Source organism: Pseudomonas sp. C2B4 (genome assembly GCF_013359695.1).
Taxonomy (GTDB): Bacteria; Pseudomonadota; Gammaproteobacteria; order Pseudomonadales; family Pseudomonadaceae; genus Aquipseudomonas.
Window position 1 is genome coordinate 1 of the sequence record NZ_JABFMU010000085.1, and the last position, 21,388, is coordinate 21,388.

The 21,388-nt window shown below is 61.5% G+C and carries 19 protein-coding genes; 4 read left to right on the forward strand and 15 right to left on the reverse strand.

Going from position 1 to position 21,388, the window contains the following annotated elements:
• Nucleotides 1–81: 81 nt before the first annotated feature.
• The 4 genes from HNQ83_RS29185 to HNQ83_RS29200 form a co-directional block, all read right to left on the reverse strand.
• Nucleotides 82–468 (reverse strand): DUF488 domain-containing protein, encoded by a 387-nt coding sequence (locus tag HNQ83_RS29185; RefSeq protein ID WP_175392303.1) that lies wholly within the window; start codon nt 466–468, stop codon nt 82–84.
• A gap of 4 nt (nt 469–472) precedes the next feature.
• Complete coding sequence (pcsA, locus tag HNQ83_RS29190) at nt 473–1,195, reverse strand: phosphatidylcholine synthase (RefSeq protein WP_175392304.1); 723 nt, start codon at nt 1,193–1,195, stop codon at nt 473–475.
• Nucleotides 1,196–1,395: 200 nt separating this feature from the next.
• The gene (gene dctA, locus HNQ83_RS29195; protein WP_175392305.1) at nt 1,396–2,697 is read right to left on the reverse strand and encodes a C4-dicarboxylate transporter DctA; all 1,302 of its coding nucleotides are present in this window, start codon (nt 2,695–2,697) and stop codon (nt 1,396–1,398) included.
• Nucleotides 2,698–2,768: 71 nt separating this feature from the next.
• Nucleotides 2,769–4,124, reverse strand: a complete 1,356-nt coding sequence (locus tag HNQ83_RS29200; protein ID WP_175392306.1) for an adenylosuccinate lyase family protein — start codon at nt 4,122–4,124, stop codon at nt 2,769–2,771.
• Between the two features lie 116 nt (nt 4,125–4,240).
• Here HNQ83_RS29200 and HNQ83_RS29205 point away from each other — a divergent pair, with 116 nt between their 5' ends.
• Nucleotides 4,241–4,978, forward strand: a complete 738-nt coding sequence (locus HNQ83_RS29205) for a GntR family transcriptional regulator (protein WP_175392307.1) — start codon at nt 4,241–4,243, stop codon at nt 4,976–4,978.
• A gap of 110 nt (nt 4,979–5,088) precedes the next feature.
• The gene (locus HNQ83_RS29210) at nt 5,089–5,835 is read left to right on the forward strand and encodes a tellurite resistance TerB family protein (protein WP_175392308.1); all 747 of its coding nucleotides are present in this window, start codon (nt 5,089–5,091) and stop codon (nt 5,833–5,835) included.
• Nucleotides 5,836–5,948: 113 nt separating this feature from the next.
• Here HNQ83_RS29210 and HNQ83_RS29215 read toward each other — a convergent pair whose 3' ends face one another.
• Nucleotides 5,949–6,389, reverse strand: a complete 441-nt coding sequence (locus HNQ83_RS29215; RefSeq protein ID WP_175392309.1) for a cupin domain-containing protein — start codon at nt 6,387–6,389, stop codon at nt 5,949–5,951.
• 185 nt (nt 6,390–6,574) lie between these two features.
• On the opposite strand from HNQ83_RS29215, the gene ligD reads away from it, so the two are divergent.
• Complete coding sequence (ligD, locus tag HNQ83_RS29220; protein ID WP_175392310.1) at nt 6,575–8,671, forward strand: DNA ligase D; 2,097 nt, start codon at nt 6,575–6,577, stop codon at nt 8,669–8,671.
• A gap of 137 nt (nt 8,672–8,808) precedes the next feature.
• On the opposite strand, the gene HNQ83_RS29225 is transcribed toward ligD, so the two are convergent.
• The 10 genes from HNQ83_RS29225 to potE all read right to left on the reverse strand — a co-directional run bounded on the left by HNQ83_RS29225 (nt 8,809) and on the right by potE (nt 20,643).
• Nucleotides 8,809–9,483 carry a DUF3313 domain-containing protein gene (locus HNQ83_RS29225; protein WP_175392311.1) on the reverse strand — a complete coding sequence of 225 codons (675 nt, stop codon included), beginning with the start codon at nt 9,481–9,483 and terminating at the stop codon, nt 8,809–8,811.
• 47 nt (nt 9,484–9,530) lie between these two features.
• The gene (locus HNQ83_RS29230) at nt 9,531–10,799 is read right to left on the reverse strand and encodes an OmpP1/FadL family transporter (protein WP_175392312.1); all 1,269 of its coding nucleotides are present in this window, start codon (nt 10,797–10,799) and stop codon (nt 9,531–9,533) included.
• Between the two features lie 268 nt (nt 10,800–11,067).
• Nucleotides 11,068–13,407, reverse strand: a complete 2,340-nt coding sequence (locus tag HNQ83_RS29235; protein WP_256669325.1) for a TonB-dependent receptor — start codon at nt 13,405–13,407, stop codon at nt 11,068–11,070.
• 426 nt (nt 13,408–13,833) lie between these two features.
• Nucleotides 13,834–14,670: a FecR family protein gene (locus HNQ83_RS29240; protein ID WP_372241939.1), complete on the reverse strand. Its 837-nt coding sequence runs from the start codon at nt 14,668–14,670 to the stop codon at nt 13,834–13,836.
• Nucleotides 14,667–15,206, reverse strand: a complete 540-nt coding sequence (locus HNQ83_RS29245) for an RNA polymerase sigma factor (protein ID WP_175392313.1) — start codon at nt 15,204–15,206, stop codon at nt 14,667–14,669. The genes HNQ83_RS29240 and HNQ83_RS29245 overlap by 4 nt, the downstream gene beginning before the upstream one ends.
• 130 nt (nt 15,207–15,336) lie before the next feature.
• Nucleotides 15,337–15,615 (reverse strand): DUF3303 domain-containing protein, encoded by a 279-nt coding sequence (locus HNQ83_RS29250; RefSeq protein WP_175392314.1) that lies wholly within the window; start codon nt 15,613–15,615, stop codon nt 15,337–15,339.
• A 204-nt stretch (nt 15,616–15,819) separates the two neighbouring features.
• Nucleotides 15,820–16,362, reverse strand: a complete 543-nt coding sequence (locus tag HNQ83_RS29255) for a phosphohydrolase (protein WP_256669326.1) — start codon at nt 16,360–16,362, stop codon at nt 15,820–15,822.
• The gene (locus HNQ83_RS29260; protein ID WP_175392315.1) at nt 16,359–16,760 is read right to left on the reverse strand and encodes a hypothetical protein; all 402 of its coding nucleotides are present in this window, start codon (nt 16,758–16,760) and stop codon (nt 16,359–16,361) included. Before HNQ83_RS29260 ends, HNQ83_RS29255 begins: the two co-directional genes overlap by 4 nt.
• Nucleotides 16,761–16,951: 191 nt before the next feature.
• Nucleotides 16,952–19,237 carry an Orn/Lys/Arg decarboxylase N-terminal domain-containing protein gene (locus HNQ83_RS29265; RefSeq protein ID WP_175392316.1) on the reverse strand — a complete coding sequence of 762 codons (2,286 nt, stop codon included), beginning with the start codon at nt 19,235–19,237 and terminating at the stop codon, nt 16,952–16,954.
• Complete coding sequence (gene potE / locus HNQ83_RS29270; RefSeq protein ID WP_175392317.1) at nt 19,234–20,643, reverse strand: putrescine-ornithine antiporter; 1,410 nt, start codon at nt 20,641–20,643, stop codon at nt 19,234–19,236. Before potE ends, HNQ83_RS29265 begins: the two co-directional genes overlap by 4 nt.
• Before the next feature lie 186 nt (nt 20,644–20,829).
• Between potE and HNQ83_RS29275 the strand changes: the two genes are divergently transcribed.
• Complete coding sequence (locus HNQ83_RS29275) at nt 20,830–21,159, forward strand: hypothetical protein (RefSeq protein WP_175392318.1); 330 nt, start codon at nt 20,830–20,832, stop codon at nt 21,157–21,159.
• The last annotated feature ends 229 nt before the right edge of the window (nt 21,160–21,388 follow it).

Here is a 21,388-nt window from a genome sequence, read left to right on the forward strand (position 1 = left end):
GTGTATCAGTCAGAGATGATGTGACTGAGACACCGCTTTCGCGAGCAGGCTCGCTCCCACAGGGCAGTGGTGATTCTGGAGCTATACAACCTTTGCTCCTCTGGCCTCCAGCAACTCGCGCAACACCGACCGGTGGCAATGCGCTTCATCCTCACAGTAACAACCCACGGCCAGGGAGGTGTGGTGGGAGAGGGCGGCCAGCAGATCCAGCAGCTGGCTGGCGGCCGGCTGCTTCATTTCGGCCTTGAACTTGCGCACGAACACCGCCCAGGCCTTGGCGTCTTCCGCGGACAGTGCCTCGGCCACCAGCTCGGCGCTGGGCGACAGCTGCGGCTGCCAGACATCGTAGAAGTCCCGCGTGGCGAATTCGGCCTTGGGGACACCCCGGGGCGGGCGGCGCACGGTGCCCAGGCGCAGGCCTTCATCGGATTGGCGCGGCGAGCCCAGGCGTACGATATGGATGGGCATGGCGTTACTTGAGTCGTGATTCGTCGAACCACTCCAGCGCGGTGCGCCAGAAGCAGATCCCCAGGAAGTACGCCGACATCAGCAGCCACAGCCCCATCACCAGCGGATTGATCACCGGATGATTGACCACCAGCGACAGGCTGCACAGCAACCAGATGGCCGTCACCGCAATGTTGATCGGCATGAAGCGGCGCACGCGGAACGGGTGCAGGAATTTCATCCGGGTCAGCGTCAGCAGCGACAGGCCGATCACCGTCAGGAAGGTGATCCACGGCGACGGCGCGATGATGTACAGGCACAGGGCAACCACGTTCCATGCGGCAGGGAAACCCTGGAAGTAATTGTCCTTGCTCTTCATGTTGACGTTGCAGAAGCAGAACAGCGACGACACCAGGACCAGCGACACGGTCAGCAGCAGCGTGTAGTCGGGTAGCGGGATGTAGCGATAGATGAACAGTGCCGGAATGAACACATATGTCAGGTAGTCGATGACCAGATCGAGGATCGAACCGTCGAAACTCGGCAGCACCGACTGCACATTGACCTTGCGCGCCAGCGCGCCGTCCAGCCCGTCGACGATCAGGGCTACGCCCAGCCATAGCAGGCAAGTGGTGGGTTGGTTATCGAGCAGGGCGAGGGTCGCCAGGAAAGCGGTGACCACGCCGGTGGCGGTAAAACCGTGGGCGCCCCAAGCTTTGAGTCTGGCGATGTGTAGAGTCGTTATCACGGGGGCGTTCTCCAGAAAGTGAAGCAAGCCAGTCATCGCCTTCAACGTCGAAGGCGGCGGCAAACCGGGTCGGGTTGCAGGTATCGACCGGGTTTCCGGGAATAAGGTTCACCACCTATGAATCTTAGCTGGGCCGCTAAAAAAAGACCCCGGATAAATCCGGGGTCAGTGTGCTTATCTGAATCGATCCGCCTGGTGGGTCACAGCGCCGCCTGAGGATTACGTCCGAACACCCGATGGTATTCGGCCTTCGCGGTCTGCTCTGTGAATTCACCCGACCACTTGGACACCACCACCGTCGCCACGCTGTTGCCGATGGTGTTGCAGGTGGCGATGGCCATCGACATGAAGCGATACACCCCGAACAACAAGGCCAGACCCTCGACCGGCAACACGCCGATGGCGGTCACGGTGGCGGCAAACACCACGAAGCTACCTCCCGACACGGCTGCTGCGCCTTTGGACGTCACCAGCATGATGGCTATGGTGCCCAGTTGTTGCTCCCAACTCATCGGTACGCCGTAGGCGTTGGCGATGAACAGCACGCACAGCGACATATAGATGGAGGTGCCATCGAGGTTGAAGGCATAGCCCGTGGGCAAGACCAGGCCGACGCTCTGCTTGGAACAACCGAACTTCTCCAGTTTTTGCAGCAGGCGCGGCAGGGCGCTTTCCGAGGAGGCGGTGCCCAGCACGATGAAAATCTCATCCTTGATGTACTTCAGGAAGCGCCACAGGCTGAACCCTGAAATCCGGCAGACCACGCCCAGCACCACGAAGATGAAGAATGCGACACAGACGTAGAACATCAACACCAGGTTGGCCAGCGACATCAGCACCGCGCTGCCATTGCTGCCCACGGCGTAGGCGACGGAACCAAAGGCGCCGAGTGGCGCGAACTTCATGATCAGGTTGATGAACTCGAAGAAGCATTCGGAGACCCGGCTCAAGCCATCCTCGATGACACTGCGTCGCTCGGGTTTGAGCGCCAGCAGGGCAAAGCCGAACAGTACGGAGATCACCAGCACTTGCAGCAGTTGACCACCGGCAAATGCACCGACGAAGTTGTCCGGGAAGATCCCGTAGATGAAGTCCATGGTCGACGCCGGCGCATGGCCCTTGGCGACCGCCGCACTGGCGGCTGCGGCAGTGGCGCTGCTCGGATGGGCGTCGTGCATGCCGGAGCCGATGTTCAGCAGGTTGCCCCACAGCAGACCGATGGCCAGGGCAATGGTGGAGACGATTTCGAAATAGATCAGCGCGCGCAAACCGACCTTGCCGACCCGTTTGATATCGCCTGCCGAGGCGATGCCATGGACCACGGTGAAGAACACCAGCGGCGCGACGGCGGTCTTGATCAGTTTGAGGAAGATATCGCCAAGAATCTTGAACTTGGCGGCCAGTTCCGGCGCCAGAAAGCCGAAGGCAATACCCAGGACCATGGCGGCAATGACCTGGAAGGTCAGGTCCTTGTAGAACGGTTTTTTGTTGAGCGTGGTCATGTCTGCGATCTCGTTGTTGTTATTGGCGAGCGGTAGGCAGAGGGGCTCGCTCGCGGCGAGCCCCGCAACGATCAGCGTTTGACGCGACCCTCGCGTGCCAGGGCGATATCGACCATCTGCGGCGCAAGGCCCAGATAGTTGGACGGGTCAGTGAGGCGCTTGAGTTCCTCGATATCCAGTTGCGCGGTGGCTTCACCTTGAGCGAGCAGGGCGTCGAGCAGACTGGTGCCTTCGTCGTTGGCCAGGCGGCACGCGGCATACACCACGTCATGGGCGACCTGCCGGCCCAGTGCCGGGGCCAGTCCCATCATCACCGCTTCGGCGACGATCAGGCCCTGGGTCATGTCCAGATTCTTGCGCATGCGCTCGGTGCGCACTTCCAGGCCGGCCAGCATGAACTTCGCCTGGCCAAGTGAGGCAGCGCTCAAGGCGAAGGCTTCGGGGATCGCGATCCATTCGGCCTGCCACGGACCGGTAGAGCGCTCGAAATCCTGGATCATCGCATCGAGCATCAGGCCGGCTTGCTGGCGCACACCTTTGGCGGCGGCGTACATCAGTTCGCAGGAAATCGGGTTGCGCTTCTGCGGCATGGTGCTGCTGGCACCGCGGCCCTTGACGAAGGGTTCGTACACTTCGCCCAGTTCACTGGTCATCATCATCATGACGTCCAGGGCAATCTTGCCCAGCGATCCCGTGACCAGCCCCAGGAAGTTCAGGGTTTCGGCCAGACCGTCGCGGGCGACGTGCCAGGTGGCTTGCGGCACGCCCAGGCCCAGTTCGGCCATCAGCGCTTCCTGCACTTCCAGGCCTTTGTCGCCCAACGAGGCCAACGTACCTGCCGCACCGGCGAACTGGCCGATTTCCACCCGTGGGCGCAGCTCCACCAGGCGTTCGGCATGACGATCGAACATGCTCAACCACACCGCACATTTGTAGCCGAAGGTGATCGGCAGGGCGTGCTGCAGGTGGGTACGCCCGGCCATCGGCGTGTCCCGATAACGCTTGGCCAACTCGGCGAGCAGGCCGCGAACGGCCTGGATGTCACGCTCGACAATCGCCAGCGCTGCACGCACTTGCAGGACTACAGCGGTGTCCATGATGTCCTGGGTGGTGGCGCCCCAGTGCACGTAGCGCCCGGCCTCGCCGCAGGTTTTCGACAGCTGTTCCACCAGCGGCAGGATCGGGTACCCGACGATTTCAGTTTCGTGCTGCATCAGTGCCAGATCGAGGGACGCGTAAGTGGCCCGTTCGGCGATCTGCTCGGCGGCATCGGCAGGAATCACGCCGCAACGGGCTTCGGCGCGGGCCAGCGCCACTTCCACTTCGATGTAGCGTTCGATCAGGGCTTTGTCGGAAAACACGCCGCGCATCTCGGCGGTGCCGAACATGTCGCGAAAGAGGGCGGAGTCGAAGACAGTGCTGGACATGAGTTGATCCTGATATGTTTGTTATTGATCGGACATATTTAATATGTCCGTACATAATTCTTACGTGCTCGCTGATACACTGTCAACTCGGTGAACGTTCGGGACTGATGAAAGGTATGAACCAGACGCGCTATGCGGTCGTTGCAAAAGACTTGATGGAGGCGATTTCCAGCGGGCGTTACCCGGTCGGGACGCTGCTGCCAACGGAATTCGAGCTGTGCGAGCTGTATGACGTGAGCCGACATACGGTGCGCGCGGCCATCACCCAATTGCAGAACCAGGGACTGGTGTCCCGGCGCAAAAGGGTCGGTACGCGGGTCGAAGCGTCGTCCCCCCAGGGGGGGTACTCGCAGTCACTGGCTTCGGTGTCCGACCTGGTTCACCTGGCCGAAACCCAGATGCGCAGCATCCAGCATGTGCACCACTTCGTCGCCGACATCGCCCAGGCCAGGCGCCTGGGGCTGGAGCCGGGCGAGCATTATTTTTGTGTGTCGAGCATTCGGGTCGATCAACAAAACGCCCGCGCACCGCTGTGCTGGACCGACGTCTATGCCCAGGACGTGTACGCCGAGGTGATTGAGCTGGCCGAGCAACACCCGGATCAGTTGATTGCGGCACTGATCGAGCAGCATTTCGCCCGGACCATTGATGTGGTGGATCAACAAGTGCGCGCCGTGCTGCTGACCCCCGAGATCGCCAAGAGCCTCAATGCGGAACCCGGCTCACCGGGTTTGAACATCATCCGCCAATACCGGGACGAGGACGGCGCGCTGATGGTGGTGTCGGAAACCATCCATCCGGAGGACCGGTTTACTCTCGTGACCCAGATGAAACGCGAGCGCACATCGGCCTAGCTCGCGGGTCTTCAGGTATGACGTCGCGGGTCGGCCAAACGGTGCTGGCGCAATTGCCGGCGAGGACTATCGTTGCCTGACGGATCACTCCCTTCGATGAGGACGTCGTCATGAACACCAGCGATCTGCTCGAACAATTACTGCGGGGCGGCCAGGGCTCCATGTCGCAACAGGGCGGCGGGGGGATGGCTCAAGGTGGGCTCGGCGATCTGGGCGGATTGCTCGGTGGCCTGCTGGGTGGCGGCGGCGGTGGCGGTGCCGGCGCTGGTGCTGGTGGAATGGGCGGGCTCGGCGGATTGCTGGGTGGCCTGCTGGGCGGTGGCTCGCCGATGGGCGGATCCCCGCAATCGCGCTCCGGTGGCGGGACCAATTATGCGGCGCTCGCTTCGCTGGGGATGATGGCGTTCCAGGCGTATCAGTCCTGGCAGCGCAGCCAGGCTTCCCAGCAGCAGGCACCGCAACAGGCCATGCGCACCGTGGACATGCTGGCCGGTCCGGAAGTCGAAGAACACAGCCATGCGATCCTGCGCGCCCTTATTGCGGCGGCCAAGGCCGATGGCCGGTTTGATGACGCTGAAAAGCAGATGATCAACGCCGAAATCGCCCGCCACACCGACGACCCGCAACTGCAGCAATGGCTCGATGAAGAAGTCGCCAAACCCCTGGATCCGGTCGACGTGGCGCAATCGGCCACCGAACCGGGCATGGCCGCCGAGATGTACTTGGCGAGTGTCATGCTGGTGGACGATCAGCAGGATGCCGAGCGCAGCTATCTGGATGAATTGGCGGCGGCGCTGAACATCGATCCGGATTTGCAGGTGCATCTGGAGCAGCAGGCCAGGGGTGGGGCTGCCTGAAAATCAGGTCGGCTGTCAGTCCGCTTTCGCGAGCAGGCTCGCTCCCACAGGGGTTTGTTAACACCAGAGATCCATTGTGGGGGCGAGCCTGCTCGCGAAGAACGATAACGCGGTCAATCGCCTGGTTTCGGCACCAGAAAGGTCACATCAAAACGCTCGGCGACTTCCAGTATCCGGGGTAGGTCCTCAGGCACCTTGAACCGGTCCATCGCCGCAAAAAACTGCCCGCCCCGCGGATCGGACACCACGCCGATCATCTTCGCGGTGCGGCTGATGTTCTTGTAGGCATGAATCGACCCGGCCGGTATATGCACATAGCCCCCGGCCGAGACCGTGGTGGACTGGCCCTCGACCGTCACTTCGACCTCACCGTCCACCACCAGAAACGCTTCGTCCCACGGATGAAAGTGCGGGGGCGGGCCGCCGCCTTGCACGCCTTCCTGGATATGCATTTCAAAGGGTTTGCTCAGGTCCCCGCCGGCCAGGACCGTGATCGCCTCGCCAACGACGCTGAACGGTTCCGGCGGAACTTCGATGATATGAGTCGTGCGCATGGTTGCTCTCCGGAGGATGAAGCGGCACCCGCTGATTGTATGCCCGTGCACATCCGTCCGGCGCTGCGCCACGGGGCCGTCCGTCCGGGCCATTTCAATGCGAATGGAATTTTTCCGCGCACGGTTCGCTCTGCTGAGGGACAGACGCGCTGATTCCGCGTCCTGCAGCTACCGGCAGGTGAGCGATGAACAAGGACCTCGACGACTACAACCGTATGCGCGATTTTTCGGCGACTTCGGAGCCGGCCGCCGTCAAACCCAAGGCGGTCAAGAAACCGGCCACCCCGGCGCGCAAGGAAAAGCCTGCACCGCTCACCGGTGCGCGCAAAGCCAGATTGCCGGACCAGATCCAGCCGGAACTGGCGACGCTGGTGGACAAGGCCCCGGACGGCCAGTGGAGCTACGAGGTCAAGTTCGACGGTTACCGGATCATGGCGCGTATCGACCGTGACGACGTCAGGCTTTTTACCCGCAACGGCCACGACTGGACCCATAAATTGCCCGGGCAAGCCAAGGCCTTGGCGGGCCTGGGCCTGGAGTCGGCCTGGCTCGACGGTGAAATGGTGGTGGCGGACGAGCAGGGCGTGCCGGACTTCCAGGCACTGCAAAATGCCTTCGATGCCGGTCGCAGCGGCAACATCCTTTACTACCTGTTCGACTTGCCGTACCTCAACGGCGTGGACCTGCGCGAAGTGCCGGTCGAGGAGCGCCGGGCAGCGCTGGCGACCGTGCTCAAAACCGGCGCAGACCCCTTGCTGCGTTTTTCCGACAGTTTCGGCGAAGACCCGGAGGCCTTGCTCAACAGCGCCTGCCAGATGCGCATGGAAGGGCTGATCGGCAAGCGCATGGGCTCGGCTTATGTGTCACGGCGCAGCAGTGACTGGATCAAACTCAAGTGCAAGCATCGGCAGGAATTTGTCATTGTCGGATTTACCGATCCCAAAGGCTCGCGCAGTGCCTTCGGTGCCTTGCTGCTGGGCCTGCATGATCGCGACAGCGGCGAGTTGCGCTATGCGGGCAAGGTCGGCACCGGATTCACCGAGGCCACCCTCGGCCGCATCCATGCACAACTCAAGCCCTTGCAGACGAAAAAACCGGCAGTGGTCAATCCACCCACGGGTGCGGAGTTCAAGGGCGTGCATTGGCTGAAACCGCGTCTGCTGGCAGAAGTGGCCTTTGCTGAAATGACCAAGGAGGGTTCTGTGCGGCACGCGGTGTTCCATGGCCTGCGTGACGACAAACCTGCCCAAGACATTACCGAGGAGCGTCCAACGGCCGTGAAAGCTACTTCTGCGAAATCCGCCCCTGCAAAAAAAACGGCTTCGGCGAAAAAAAACGCCGCCAAGTCATCCGCCGCGCCAAACACAGCCGACCTTGCGCCTTCGCAACTCGGCCTGGCTGCGGGCAAGGTACGCATTACTCACCCGGACCGGGTCATCGACGCCAGCAGCGGCACCACCAAAATGCAATTGGCGGAGTATTACGCCAGCGTTGCCGAGTGGATCTTGCCGCAGCTCAAGGATCGCCCGGTGGCGCTGGTGCGGGCGCCGGATGGCATTGCGGGCGAATTGTTTTTCCAGAAGAACGCCGAGCGCCTGGCCATACCCGGCATCACCACCCTGGACCCGGCGCTCACGGGCCAGCCGATGATGGTGATCAACAATGCCGAAGCCCTGGTCGGTGCGGTGCAGATGAGCACCGTGGAACTGCACACCTGGAACGCGACCTCGGACAAGCTCGACAAGCCCGATCGCTTCGTCCTCGACCTCGACCCGGACCCGGAACTGCCTTGGACGCGCATGATCGAGGCGACCCGGTTGACCCTGTCGGTGCTCGATGAGCTGGGGCTCAAGGCGTTTCTCAAGACCAGCGGCGGCAAGGGTATTCACCTGGTGGTGCCGCTGACCCGCAAACTGGGCTGGGATGAAGTCAAGGATTTCAGCCACGGGATTGTCAGCCACATGGCGAAGACGTTGCCGGAGCGATTCTCTGCCGTGTCCGGGCCGAAGAACCGGGTGGGAAGGATCTTCATCGATTACCTGCGCAACGGGCTGGGCGCCACCACCATCTGCGCCTACGCCGTGCGCACCCGTGAAGGGCTGCCGGTGTCGGTGCCGATCTTTCGTGAAGAGGTGGGGGAACTCAAGGGAGGCAACCAGTGGAACCTGCACAACGTGCACGAACGGCTGGCCGAAGTGGGTGACGGGCCTTGGGCTGAGATGAAGAAAACCCGGCAGACGATCACCGCCGAGATGCGGCGACGGGTGGGCATGAAAAAATAACCAGCTTCGGCATTCGCAATCCGTGTAGGAGCGAGCTTGCTCGCAAGGGGCGTGAACGTTGACGCGTAAAACCAGATGCCCATCGGCGCCCTCGGGTTTTTCGCGAGCAAGCTCGCTCCTACAGAAAAGCGATCCGGTTATTTGATGAACGCTTGGAAGTCAGTCCCCAGCTTGTCGATCGCCGCCTTGAAGTCCGCAGCAGTGACTTTCTGGCTGGAGTTCGCCAGTTGCTTGCCAAACACCTTGCGCACCACCCTGGCCACAGTCTGGTTGTTTTTCGCGTCGATGAACTCGGCCTCAAGAAACAGCTCGGTATCCTGGTCCCGGTGACCGGTAGCGGCTGAAGTCGCCCCGACGACGGCGGCGATCGGCACCACTTCATACCACTGCATGCCTTCGTTCGAGGCGCTGACCCCGGTGATGGCGGCACGCATGATCAGGGTTTTCGCACCGGCCGGTGCCGCGCTCGGGCTGGAAACCACCCGATACTTCTGCCCCAGCGTGGCTTTGGCCTTGTTGGTCATGTAGTTCTGAATGTCGGCCAGTGTTTGCTTGTTGACCTGTTCGTTGGGTTTGGGCGCCGGATAGAGTTCCAGTTTATTGAAGGCCACCGTGTCATAGGCATTGGGGTTCCACGACGGGCTCACCCAACGCATCGCCGTTCCGCCGCTGGGGGTCGTGACCTCCTGCAGGTTGTTGTAGTTGGACAGGTAGCCGGAGTACTGGTCCTTCTCGATGACTTTCGAGGTACAACCACCGAGCAGGAGCCCGGTCAGTGCAACGCCGACGAGCAATTTTCGGGTCAGGTTCATAGTACGGTGTGCTCCTTGGATAAAAGTCGTTGTTCGTTTGCAGACAATCAGAAACGCCAGGTCATGTTGCCGGCCAGGGTTTGAATCCAGGCACTGTCGAATTGGCCGGAAATTCGATTGCCCGACGGGGATTTGGTCTGGTCCACCGGCATGTCGCCCATCCAGATCATGGCCCAACTGACGTTGACGTCGGTGTCCTTGTTCAGAGCATAGGTGGCTCCCGTCGCAATGCGCCAGGATTCGGCCATGGGCACAATCACCGAACGCTTGCTGTCGGAAACGGCACTGCTGTCGTACGCCACGCCGACATTCCACAGCAGTTGCTCGGTGGCCTGGTATTGCGCGCCGAGCGACAGGTGCCAGGTGTCCTTGAAGCCGGCATCGATGTTGGTCGAACGGGCATCGTTTGCCTCGGTGTCGACCTGCACGCCGATGTCGCCGAACTCCGACCAGTCCTGCCAGTTGACCGAGGCGAGCAAGGCCCACTGCCGGTCCAGCTGCTGGAACAGGCTCAGGGTGACGGTTTGCGGTACGGTGATGTCGAGTTCGGTCTGGGTGCCATCCAGGCGCTGCAACAAGGGGCCGTCGCCCTTGACGTCCAGGCCGTCGTCAAACTCCAGGTCGACCTTGCTGGTATACGTCAGGCCAATGCGGGTGCCGGGTTGCGGGGCGTAGATCACCCCCACGTTGGCGCCAAATCCCCAATCGTTGTCCTTGTATTTGAACTGGCCGTCGCTGCGGTCGGTGAAACCGAAAGGCGAGCGGTCGATGGCGGTCTGGGCTTGCAGCATGCCGTACATGGCCTTGACGCCGACGCCCACCGACCATTGCTCGTTGAAGCGATAGGCAACGCTCGGCACCATCGACAAGCCGAGCAGGCTGGAGTTTTGCGCGAAATAGCGCCCGGACCATTCGTTATCGTAATTGACGGCCAGGCCGAAGTCGCCGTACTGGCCAAAGCCGACGCTCCAGTGGTCATCGAGTTCATGGCTGATGAAAAAACTGCCGCCAGGCATCGGATCGAGTGCGTTGCCACTGTTGCTGCCCGGCACGTTGGTGTCGTCGTCGCGATCGAACGAGATATCACCGTAAAGCACTTGCAAACCCGCGGTGATCTGAGTGCCCGGCAGGTAACTCATGCCCGCCGGATTGTTGGCAATAGTGGACGGGCCCTGAGCCCGGGCGGCGGCACCGGCGTTGGCCAGGCCGGCGTTGTCGGTACCGACTTCGTAGAGCATGATGCCGCCGGCGTGAGCTTGCTGGCTGCACAGAGCCAGCAGTGTGATGACGGGCAGAGCAGATACCTTTGGCTGCATGACGTCAGTACTCCATTGTCGTCTTCCGACAACGCTGCAAATGTGATGTCCCCGCGAAAAGAGCGTAGGTTCTAATCGTCAAAAAGCCAGTGAGCACCATGCTTCCTTGCGTAGTGTTGTTTGTGGGAGCAGGTTTTTGTGGCGAGGGGATTTATCCCCGTCGGGCTGCGAAGCGGCCCCCGAAAACGGGACTGCTGCGCAGTCCGACGGGGATAAATCCCCTCGCCACAAGGCTCGCTCCTGTAATCGGTTTTTGTCAGCCTATTGATCAAAACCGATAATTCAGGCCCAACGTCAGCGAACGCTCCGGAGCCGGTTGGCGACCCCAGGGGCTGGTGTCGATGCCGCGGAAGTAATACTCGCGGTTGAACAGGTTGCTGACCCCGGCCGAAGCGGTCAGCACACTGTGGTCCTGCAACTTGAATTCCCGTTCGATGGCGGTGTTCCAGACCCAGTACGCGGGGAGTTTGCCCACGGACGCGGCGGCATCTTCATCCCCGGAATTGGCGGCGTCGGTGTAGGCGCTGCTGACGAACAGGCCGTCGAGGCTGTAGGTCCAGTGCTCGGCGAAGTGATAACGGCCATCGACGTTGAACTGGTTGCGCGAGGCAAAGGGTACTTCGTTGTCCTTGAAATCGCCGTTGCGCTGCTTGGCATCGAGGTAGGCGTAGCTGGCGTGCAGGTCGAGGTCGGGGAGGGCCGACGGCGTCCAGAACACTTCGGTTTCGATCCCCTGATGACGGGTGCTGCCGAGGTTGACGAAGCGGTCGATGGTGGCGTTGTAGACGATCTGGTCACTGAAATCGATGCGGTATACGCCGAAGTCCACGCGCAAGCCTTGCCACGGTGTGTAGCGCACGCCGGTTTCATAGTTCCAGGCCAGTTCGGCGCCGACATCGCCTTCCTTGACGATCTGCGTGACCTGCGGCGGGCGCAGGGATTTCTGTGCGTTGGCATACACGAACCAGTCATCGCTGGCCTGGAAGCCGACGGTCAGGCCCGGCAGCCATTCCTCGGATTTGTTCTCGTGTTCGAAACCGGTGATGCCGTCGTCGTAATTCATGGTCGCGTTTTCATAACGCACGCCGGGGGTGATGGTCAGGCGGTTATCGAGCAGGCCGATGGCGTTGCTTAGGTAAAACGCCTTGGCCTCGTCGTCGAAGGTCCAGTCGCGGAACGGCGTGGTCCTGCCCGTGACCAGGCTTTGCCGGTTGACCTTGTAGTCGATGTCTTCGCGCACATAACGCGCGCCCAGCAGCCAGGTCTGGCTGAGCCGGTCGCCGTCGATGCTCATGCTCAGGCGCGGTTCGCTGCCCCAGACCTTGAAGTCGCGCGGGCCGTCCTGCTTGGTCACGGCCGCGCCGTCCGGGGTGAAGGGCAGGCCGACGACGAAATTGCGGTAGCTGTTGTGGGCGAAGTTGGTCCAGCTGAATTCCACGGAATCGAACGGCCCCATGGCGCCGAGTTGCTGGGTGTAGGTGCCCCAGACCCGGTCGGTGTCGCCTTCGAAGCGGTCCAGCGGACGGGTCGACTGGCGCGGGTCGTCCTTGTAATCCTTGACGCTGAGGGCGCCGGCCAGGTCCATGTCGGCCTTGTAACGCTGCACGCCGAAGCTCAGGTCGCGGTCATCGTCGATGTTCCATTGGCCGCGCAGGCGATAGTTCTGGATATCGCTGTCGGAGTGCTCGCGGGCAGTGTCGCCATTGATCGTATTGAGGTCCAGTTGCAGGCCGAAGTTGTCGGTCAGGTAACCGCCCGTACCCAGGTAGGTGTCCCACAGCTGGTGGCCACCGGCGTTGAAGGTGGTGCGCTCCTGCAAGGTGGTTTCCCATTGCCTGGGGATTGGCTTGCTGATGAAGTTGATCACCCCGCCGACGTTGTTCGGACCGTACTGCACGGCGGCACCGCCGCGCACGACATCGATGCGATCGACTGTGGCCAGGGTCACCGGGAACAGCGATAAGCCTGTCTGGCCATAGGGCGCCAGGGCCAGGGGAATGCCATCGGACAAGGCTTGTATCCGGCCGCTGCGACTTTCATACAAACCGCGCACGGAAATCTGCGGCAGGGCGCCGGTGCCGGTTTCGTCGAAGATCTTTACGCTCGGTACCCGTTGCAGCGCATCGTCGACGCCACGCACGCTGGCTTTATGCAGGTCGGCTTCCTTGACCATCGAACGGCTGCCGGCGTAGCTGAGGATTTCAGGGTCGGTCGCGCCGCCCAATACGTCGCCACGAATGACCATCGGCGCGATGTACTCGACTTCGGCCGGTTTGGCGGCTGCCGGTTCCGGGGTTTGCGCCGGAACGATGACGAAGGTGTGTTCGTCGCGAACCTGAGTCTTCAGGCCACTGTGATCGAGCAGTTGCGACAGGGCCTGTTGGGGCGTGTAGCTGCCCTTGAGGGGCTGGGTGGTTTTGCCGGCCGTGATGTCGCTGGCGAAAATGATCTGCACCGACGATTGCCGCGCCAGGGCATTGAGCGCCTTGTCCAGACTGGTGCCCGGCAGGTCGAGCTCGACCTTTTCCTGCGCGTGGGCCGGTGCCCCGAGGGCGAGCAGCAGGCTGGCGGCGAGGGCGGACAGTGGCAAAGGCCGGCGGTGCTTCATGGACGGTGTTCCTTGGAAAGTGAGGGCTGTACTGACTAGCCGTCACGAGCGCGGGGAAACCCTACCTCTGTCGTGAAAAAATGAATCTCCACTCGGCCTCTCGAAGGGGTGTGCACTGCAAAAGCCAAAGCGAGACGGCCTTGAAGCCGCCCCGACTTTTGCTGATGCGCCCCAATCCCCTGTGGGAGCGAGCCTGCTCGCGAAAAAAGACCAGGCAATGCGATCATCCAGACAGCACGCGTTATCGTTGACGACCTTCGCGAGCAGGCTCGCTCCCACAGGGAAATGAGCACTTGCGCCGACTCAGGTCGTCCGTCAGGCCGCCTCGCTTTGGCTTTTGATCCTGGCACCGAGTGGTGGGGCAAGAGCCTTTTAGTTACCCAATCCCACCCCTTTTAAGCGAAAGCCCTAAGCCTCTATCGGGCGTTATTTTTTCGCCGCCTTACGCCGCACATGCAAGGTTCCGTCGAACTCGGTGCTCAGACTCAATGGCAGGATGCTGGGCAACAAGTTCAGCAGGTCTTCGACGTTGCGGTTATCGAACACGCCGCTGATCGGCAGGTTCGCCAGGCTCGGGTCGTCGAGGACAATCGCCGGTTTGCGGTAGCGCTGGATCTGCGCCAGGGCTTCGGCCAGTGGCGTGCGCTCGAAGATCAGGCGGCTGTCCTTCCAGGCAATGGCGGCGTCGGTGTCGACGGTGACGGGTGATTGCAGCAGTTTTTGTCGCACCTCGACCTGCTGGCCCGGCACCAGTTGCACGCTGTGCCCGGCTTCGGTGGCGTCGTTGACGCTGACGGCGCCCCGCACCAGCGTGACGCGCACGGCGTCATTGAGGTGGCTGACACTGAACAGGGTGCCCAGCACCTTGACCTGTGCGGCGCCGGCATCGACCCGGAAGGGGCGTACCAGGGTTTTGGACACATCGAACAGCGCTTGTCCGGTTTGCAGTTGCACCCGTCGTGAGCGCAGGTGCCAGGCGACCGTGGCCCGGCTGTCGCTGTCGAGGGTCATGCGGCTGCCATCGACCAGTTTCACCACCCGGCGTTCGCCGATCACTGTACGGTACTGCTCGGTCTGATACGCCGGATCGAACCAGGCCAATCCCGCTCCGAGCAGCACCAGCAACGCCGCCGCGCTGAGTGCCTTGCGTGGTTTGCGCGGGGTCGGGGAGGGCATTGGAAAGCGATTGCGCAGTTCTTCGCGGTGACGCGCCAGGGCTTCTTCTTCCCGGGACAATGGCGTTGGGGCAGGCGATTGGCTCACTGGGCACGCTCCGGTTCATCACAGACCACGCGTTCGAGGTGGGCCCGGCAGGCGGCCAGGCCCAGGCGCAGGTGTTTTTCCACGGTCTTCAGGGAAATGCCCATGCGCACAGCCACTTCGGCCTGGGGCACCTCATGGATCTTATGCATGACGAATACCATCCGGCAGCGCTCCGGCAGCTCGGCGATGGCTTGCACCAGACGCTCGAACTCCCGTGACGCCTCGTACTGCTGCGCGGGCAGCGGTGCGGGGCAAGTCGCTTCGGGCAGCTCGGGCATCGCGACGACCCAGGCCCGGCGCCGCCGTTCACTGCGATACCGACTCACGGCCTGATCGTGGGAAATCTTGCGCAGCAGCGCCAGGGGCGTGTGGACATTGTCCTTTTCGCGTTTCTCCAGCAACTGCACGCACACGTCATGCACCACCTCCCGGGCAAACCCCCGATCACCGAAGCGCCGGCGAACATGGTCGACCAGTTCGTCGTAGTGACGCACCAGGGTGCTGATCAGCGAGGGTTTGACAGGATCGAAAGGCATGACAGACCTGAGGCAAGGCAGAACGATAGCGAATATAAATGAGAAAGCTTTTCATTCATAGCCTCGTCAATACGGTCTGTTTTGAACACGTTGACGAGACGGCGAGCAGCACCCGCCGCCTCAATGGCGATTATTTGCCGGTAACGCCTGCCAGCAGCGGCGCCATCTGTTCGTCGGTCAACGCCACCTGAACCTCCATTTTCATCAGGTCGCTCCAGTCCAGCACCCACTTTTGAATCAACGCCGGATCACTGGCCTCGGCCACGCCAAACCCTGCCGCGCCACCGACGGCATACCAGCGTCCGATCAATTTGACGCCGGCGGGGGGCGCGCCACCGGTCTTGAGGAAACGCTCGATTGCGCGGTTGCGATTTTCTGAACTCAGTGTCCAATTGACGATGAATAACATCGGCCACCTCCTGTTGCGCATAGGCACCCGATTTCCCTGGCTTGCCTGGCTGGCGCCGAGGCCAGGTTCGCACGCGGTTTCCAGTTCCGTCCTGGCTGGTGTACGGCGAGATCTCCCATGTGAAGGCATAGCAGCGAGTCGCGCCGCGCGTACGACCGCTGATCCTGTTTCAGCACGATTTCAACAGTCGAAAAGCTGTCTGTTTCACCAGCGAAACATGGGCAGCGGGTGCAGCGGGGAGCGGATGAACTGGCGGGCGGAAAGCTTGATCAGCATCCCGTGAAAACCGTGATCGGGAAACATCGACTGCACGGTTTTGATGAAGGCCCGGGGCAGGCCGAAGCGCACCAGTCCGAGGGACACATCGATCAGGTCGGCTCGCCGGAAAGGCTCGACGGTGAGTGCGTATGCCGAGTGATAGGAGCGCACCTTGTGGTGTTCCAGGATCAATGCACTGACTTCGTCCTTGAGTTCACCACGTTGCCGGCTGTCGAGATAATCCGTGACCAGGCGCACCGAGGGTGGCAGGTAGTCGAGGGTGTTGTCGGTCCAGATACCCAGGTCGTGGAACGCCGCCGCGATCTGCAGCGCCTCACCGGGCAGGCCGTCATTGCCGCGCAGCGCGCAATAGAAATTCAGCACCCGATAGATGTGATTGCGATAGCCCTGCAGGTCCGGGCCGATCGCCAGTGCGAAGGAGGTGAGTATCTCGTCGGTGACGGGGAATTCGAGAACAGGGTTCATCATGCATCCCGCAACAGGTCGTTGGCGTTGAGCACGTCGTAGGCGATTTCCGGGCGCTTTTCCATGGCCCGGCGGATCGCGGCCGGAATTGAAGCTCGGGTTTTGCGGCACAGTCCCGGCAGTTCGCCGACGTAGATGCCGATCCCGCGCATGGTTCTCACTTCATTGAAACTGGGAACAATGTCGACCCGGATGCCCAGTTGCTCGAACATCCGCCGTTGCAGATGTTCCAGGTCCTGGAGGCTCGAAAGGTTTTCCAGGCGCTCGATCAGGCGCTTTTCTTCCGTGCGGGTCAGAAACAGGATGCGCACGTCCGCTCCCGGTGTTTCCAGCAACGGGTCGCGCCCGCAATCGCAGGCACCGGGCGGGCAGGGTTGGCGGATCGGCGCAGAGGTGGTCATGGGGATCAATCATAGAGCGCTGTGATCGAATTTGCCCATAGGGTTTGGACTGAAGGCGATTCAATCCGGCAGGAGATCCCTTTGTGGGAGCGAGCCTGCTCGCGAAGGCGTCGTGTCAGGCGACATCATCGGTGTCTGACACTCCGTTTTCGCGAGCAGGCTCGCTCCCACAGGGGTTACTGTGGAGCCTGCTATTTCAAGACCAGCATCCGATAAACCCCGGCTTCGCTTTCGATCCCATGGGTGTCATGGGTGAAGCCCGGGAAGGATTTGTCGAACGCTTCCAGCGCCTTCAGATAGGCCAGCAACGGACCGTCGGCGGGGCCTGCGTTCTCACCCGGCATCAGCAACGGGATGCCTGGTGGATACGGCACGATGCCGGTGGCGGCGATGCGCCCGGCGGCTTCTTCCAGGGTGACCCGTTCGATGTCGTTGCGCACCAGTTTCTCGTAGGCCTCCACCGGGCTGAATACGGCCTGCGGCAGCAGCCCGAACGCCTGGGCCATGGTCGAAGTGGTCTTGTGGGTTTTCATGGCGGCGAAGATTTCGTCGGCCAGGTCCTTGAGGCCCATGCCGGCGTAACGGCTCTGGTTGGCGGCCAGCAGGTCCGGCAGGCTCAGTTCCAGTTCGAGGTTGTTGTCATAGTCGCGCTTGAAGTCGAGCAGGGCGTTGACCAGCGTGCCCCATTTGCCCTTGGTGATGCCGATGGAGAACAGGAACAGCAGGGTGAAGTCGGTGGTTTTCTCGACGACGATGCCCTGGCGCCCCAGGTACGCCGAGAGCACGCACGCCGGGATGCCCGAATCTCGCAGGTTGCCGTCGTCGCCCATGCCGGGGCTGAGCACCGAGACCTTGATCGGGTCCAGCATGCAATAGCCTTCTTCGATGTCGCCGAATCCGTGCCACACCTCGTTCGGGTGAAGGACCCAGCAATCGGGCTCGGTTTTGAGCCACGCCGGGTCCACTTCATGGAACGCCACGCCGGTGTCGCCAACCCGTACGGTGGGCGGTTGCCAGCAGGTGAAGAACCAGTCGTCCTTGCCGGCCATCTCGTTGTGCATGCGCGAGATGACCTGGCGGAAGGCGATGGCTTCCTCGATGGATTCGCTGGTGAGGATCTGTCCGCTAGGCGCTTCCATCATCGCCGAACTGACGTCGCAGGAGGCCATGATGGCGTAGTTCGGCGAGGTCGAGGCATGCATCATGAACGACTCGTTGAAGCGCGCGTGATCGATCGGGTTGCGGCCGTTGCGTACGTGAATCATCGACGCCTGGGACAGGGCTGCCAGCAACTTGTGGGTCGATTGGGTGGCAAACACGGTCGGTCGGGAGGCGTCGTGATCGTCCGGGCTGCCGTGCATGGCATGGCGGTCGCGGTACAACGGGTTGAACCGCGCGTAACCGTACCAGGCTTCGTCGAAATGCAGGCGGTCGACGCTCTGGCCCAGCAGTTTTTCGACACGGGTGACGTTGTAGGTCAGGCCGTCGTAGGTGGAGTTGGTGATGATCGCGTGGACCGGTGTCGGATCGATGCCGCCCTTGACCAGCGGGTTTTCGGCAATGGCCGCTTTCACGCTTGCAGCGCTCAGGGTTTGCGGCAGGATCGGGCCGATGATGCCGTAGCGGTTGCGCGTCGGCACCAGGTAGGTCGGGATGGCCCCGGAAAGCGTCATCGCGTGTTCGGCGGACTTGTGGCAATTGCGGTCGCACAGGGCAATCTGATTGCGCGTGACGCTGGCCATCAGGATGACGCGATTGGAGGTCGATGAGCCGTTGGTCACGTAGTAGGTGCGGTGGGCGCCGAAGACCTTGGCGGCGTAACGCTCGCCCTGGCCGATGGGACCGCTGTGATCGAGCAGCGAGCCGAGTTCGCCGACGGAAATCGACAGGTCGGAACGCAGCAGGTTTTCCCCGAAAAATTCGTAGAATGCGCGCCCGGCGGTGCTCTTCAGGAACGCCGTGCCGCCGGCATGACCGGGAGTGTGCCAGGAGTATTCATAGGTGTTGGAAAACTTCACCAGCGCGCCGAACATCGGTGGCAACGCGGCCTGGCGATAGCGCTCGATGGCCGCCAGGATACGTCCGCTGAGGAAACGGCTGGTGTCTTCGGGCAGCGACATGAAGTCATCGGCGTGTTGCATGACCTGCAGCGGAATACTGGACGCGGTACTGCGGTCGCTGATCAAAAACACCGGTACGCGGGTATTGCGTTCGCGCAGGCTGGTCAGCAGTTTGAGGCACTGTTCATGGCCCTCGCTATTGTCCATTTCCCAACTGAGCAGCACGCATTGAATGGCCGGGTCCGAACGCAGGATCGACGTGGCGTCACTCAAGCTGTCGGAGGTCAGTACCCGGATGGCGCGCTCCTCCACATCATTGACCAACTGATCCAGCGCCCGCCCGAAGCCCGTGCGAATGTCCGTCGGGTTGCTGACCAGCAGAGCGAGCATGCCGAGGGTGTGTGCATGTTCCGTCATGGTTGAATCTCCCTTATGGTTTTTTTCAAGCGGTGGAGCGGCACTGCTTCGCCCGTCATGTGCTGCGCGGCGACGGTTTGCGTCGGCACGCTGTTATTGATGGCTTCGAGGCGGATCAGGCGGTTGTTGACGAAGCCGAATATCGTGTAGCCGAAGATAGTCGCCACGCCGCCCAGCATCAGCGCCTGTTCGCCGGAGCTGTAGAGCGCCAGGTAGCTGTAGGCTGCCGCGACCCAGGCCACGATGTTGGTAACCAACGCTTGGCCGGCGGGCACGTTGGACACTTTTTGCAGGGTCATCAGGGCGGCCATGGACAGGATGTACGGCACCAGGTTGGTGACCACCGCGAGGTTGACCAGGGTGTCGAACTGCTTGCTCAGGTCCGGGCTGATGGTCAGCAGGCCCAGCGCGGTCTGCGCGGCCAGCAACACCAGCATGCCGATAATCGGTGTACCGGCCTTGTTGACCCTGGCGAAGATCGACAGGAAGTAACCGGTGTCCGCCGAGCTTTTGTACACCTGGGCGATGGTGAACTGCCAACCCAGCAGCGAACCGATGCAGGCCAGTACCATCATGCCCATCACGATGTCACCGACCAGCGGGGTGAACATCTTGGCGAACACCAGGCCGAACGGGGCGGTGGAGGCGGCCAGTTCCGGGTTGTCGACGATACCGGCGATGACGTTGGTGGACACGATGTAGATCACCGCCGCACCGAGGGTGCCGCCGAGGACCGCAATCGGTACGTTCTTTTCAGGGTTTTCTACCGCCTCGGTGTTGGCGCACGCCGATTCCAGGCCCAGGAACGCCCAGAGGGTGATGGCCACCGATGCGTTGGCCGCCTCGAACCAGCCCTTGTCGTGGGGGTTCCAGCCCGCGGCGTAAATACTGCTGTCGAACCAGAACCAGCCGACGGTGGACACCAGCACCACCGGTGCAATCACTCCCCAGACCGTGACGGCCCCGATCCGCCCGGTAATCCGCGCGCCACCGAAGTTGGCGAAGGTGGTGATCCACAACAGCGCGATGGTTGCCAGCCCGACCCGCAGCGAATCCAGCTCGATATGGAACAGCTCCTGAATGTAGCCGACCGCCGTGATGCTGATCGCGACGTTGGCAATCAACAGCGACAAGCCATAGGTGTAGTTGGTCAGGTAGTTACCGGCCTTGCCGAAGGTGTATTCCGCGTAACCGCCCATGCCACCGGTTTTGCGGCTCAGCATCCCGCAACGGGCAAAGGCATAGGCCAGTGCGAGGGAGCCGGTGGCGGTCACGAGCCAGGACAGAATGGAAATGCCCCCGACTTCCGCCAGTTTTGACGGTAGCAGCACGATGCCCGAGCCCAACATGTTCACGGCGGTCAACATGGTCAGTTGCCCCACACTCATTTTTTTTGCGACCGACATTCCATTGCCTCTTTTGAGTTGCCGAAGTGAGTCATAGCTATAGCAAAGTATTGAAATGTCGCAAGAAATCAGTTTTCGCTTATTGACATGGGGCAGTGTTTTTCGAGGAAGGCATTATGCTGGCCCCCGGGTTGCTCGCTTGTCGCCAGAATCGCTTTATTTTCAGGTGGTTAGGGTGCAGAGCAAATGCGCATTATAAGGATTGTGCTGGTCTCGGTTGGCGTTGCGGGTCTTGCCGTGTCGGCCCAGGCCAGGGAATTGAAGGACAATGATCGTTATGTGTGCAGTTGGGGGGCGGGGACGGCGGCCAGGGCGCAGGAGTTGAAGTTGTCCGGGGTTTCTCTTTATGCGGCGCGGCAGAAAATCCAGGCGTACAAGTTTGCCAAGACCTGGATGCGGATGATGGCTTTGGGGATTACCGAACAGACTTATGACAGCCCGACCAGGATTAAGCCGGCGGCGGTTCGGGCGAGTTTTTATGATGATTGTGTTCGGTATAAATTGGCGCGTAAGTGAGGGTATGGTCTTGGACTTGGCGGCCTTTGGGCCGACCAGGTTTGTGGTTGACCGGGTACATATCCGTTTCTTCGGTAACGGCCACCTATGGTTTCGCCCTTACGGCGAGTCACTTTTAACAAACGCCTTAAAAGTAACCAAAAGCGCTCGCCCCGGCGTCCGGCCCCTCGCTAGGGCTCGGCGTTCCTTCGCTCCGGCATTCATCCGGGGGCATCGCCCTCCGGTTGGC